The following is a 562-nucleotide window of genomic DNA, read 5'->3' on the forward strand; positions in this document are numbered from 1 at the left end:
CCTCGCCGACGAGCACCTCGCCGTTCTTGGCGAAGGCGACGACGGACGGCGTGGTCCTGGCACCCTCGGCGTTGGTGATGACGGTGGGCTCGCCGCCCTCCAGAACGCTGACGACGGAGTTAGTCGTGCCCAGGTCGATGCCGACCGCACGTGCCATGGTTGATTCCTCCAGCTGACTTGAGTGGAACAGGCTCAAGTGTGCCCGAGGAGACCCGCCGGGTCAACAGACCTGAGTCGGCCGGACTCAACTCTTATCCGTTTCTTACGCGCAAGTGCCCGCTGACCTGCGTCGATGCCGAGCGGCGACCCTGCGGGACGGGGATCAGAAGAAGGGCGAGAACGGCGACGACCACCCCGCCGGCCACCCAGAGCACGGCCTGCCCCCCGGTCCACCCGGTGTGCACCAGCACCCCCACCAGCACCGAGGAGAAGGACCCGGCCCCGAGCAGCACGACCGAGCCCTGCGGGGTGAGCCCGAGCCGCCGCAGCCGGTGCGCGAGGTGGTCCGGGCCGCGCCGCAGCAGCGGGCGGCGGGCCACCCCGCGGGCGAGGACCACGAGCA

At 70.8% G+C, this 562-nt stretch carries 1 protein-coding gene and 1 pseudogene; both read right to left on the reverse strand.

The annotated features are described in order from the left end of the window. A partial coding sequence (locus tag CCN44_RS42625; RefSeq protein ID WP_143650522.1) for an Hsp70 family protein occupies window positions 1-157 on the reverse strand: 157 nt, incomplete at its 3' end. Window positions 158-251: 94 nt separating this feature from the next. Further along, window positions 252-562 (reverse strand): annotated as a pseudogene (locus CCN44_RS42630) (MraY family glycosyltransferase); the annotation flags it as partial.

The sequence above is a fragment of the Streptomyces tricolor genome, assembly GCF_002155905.1.
In the GTDB taxonomy this organism is placed as follows: Bacteria; Actinomycetota; Actinomycetes; order Streptomycetales; family Streptomycetaceae; genus Streptomyces; species Streptomyces tricolor.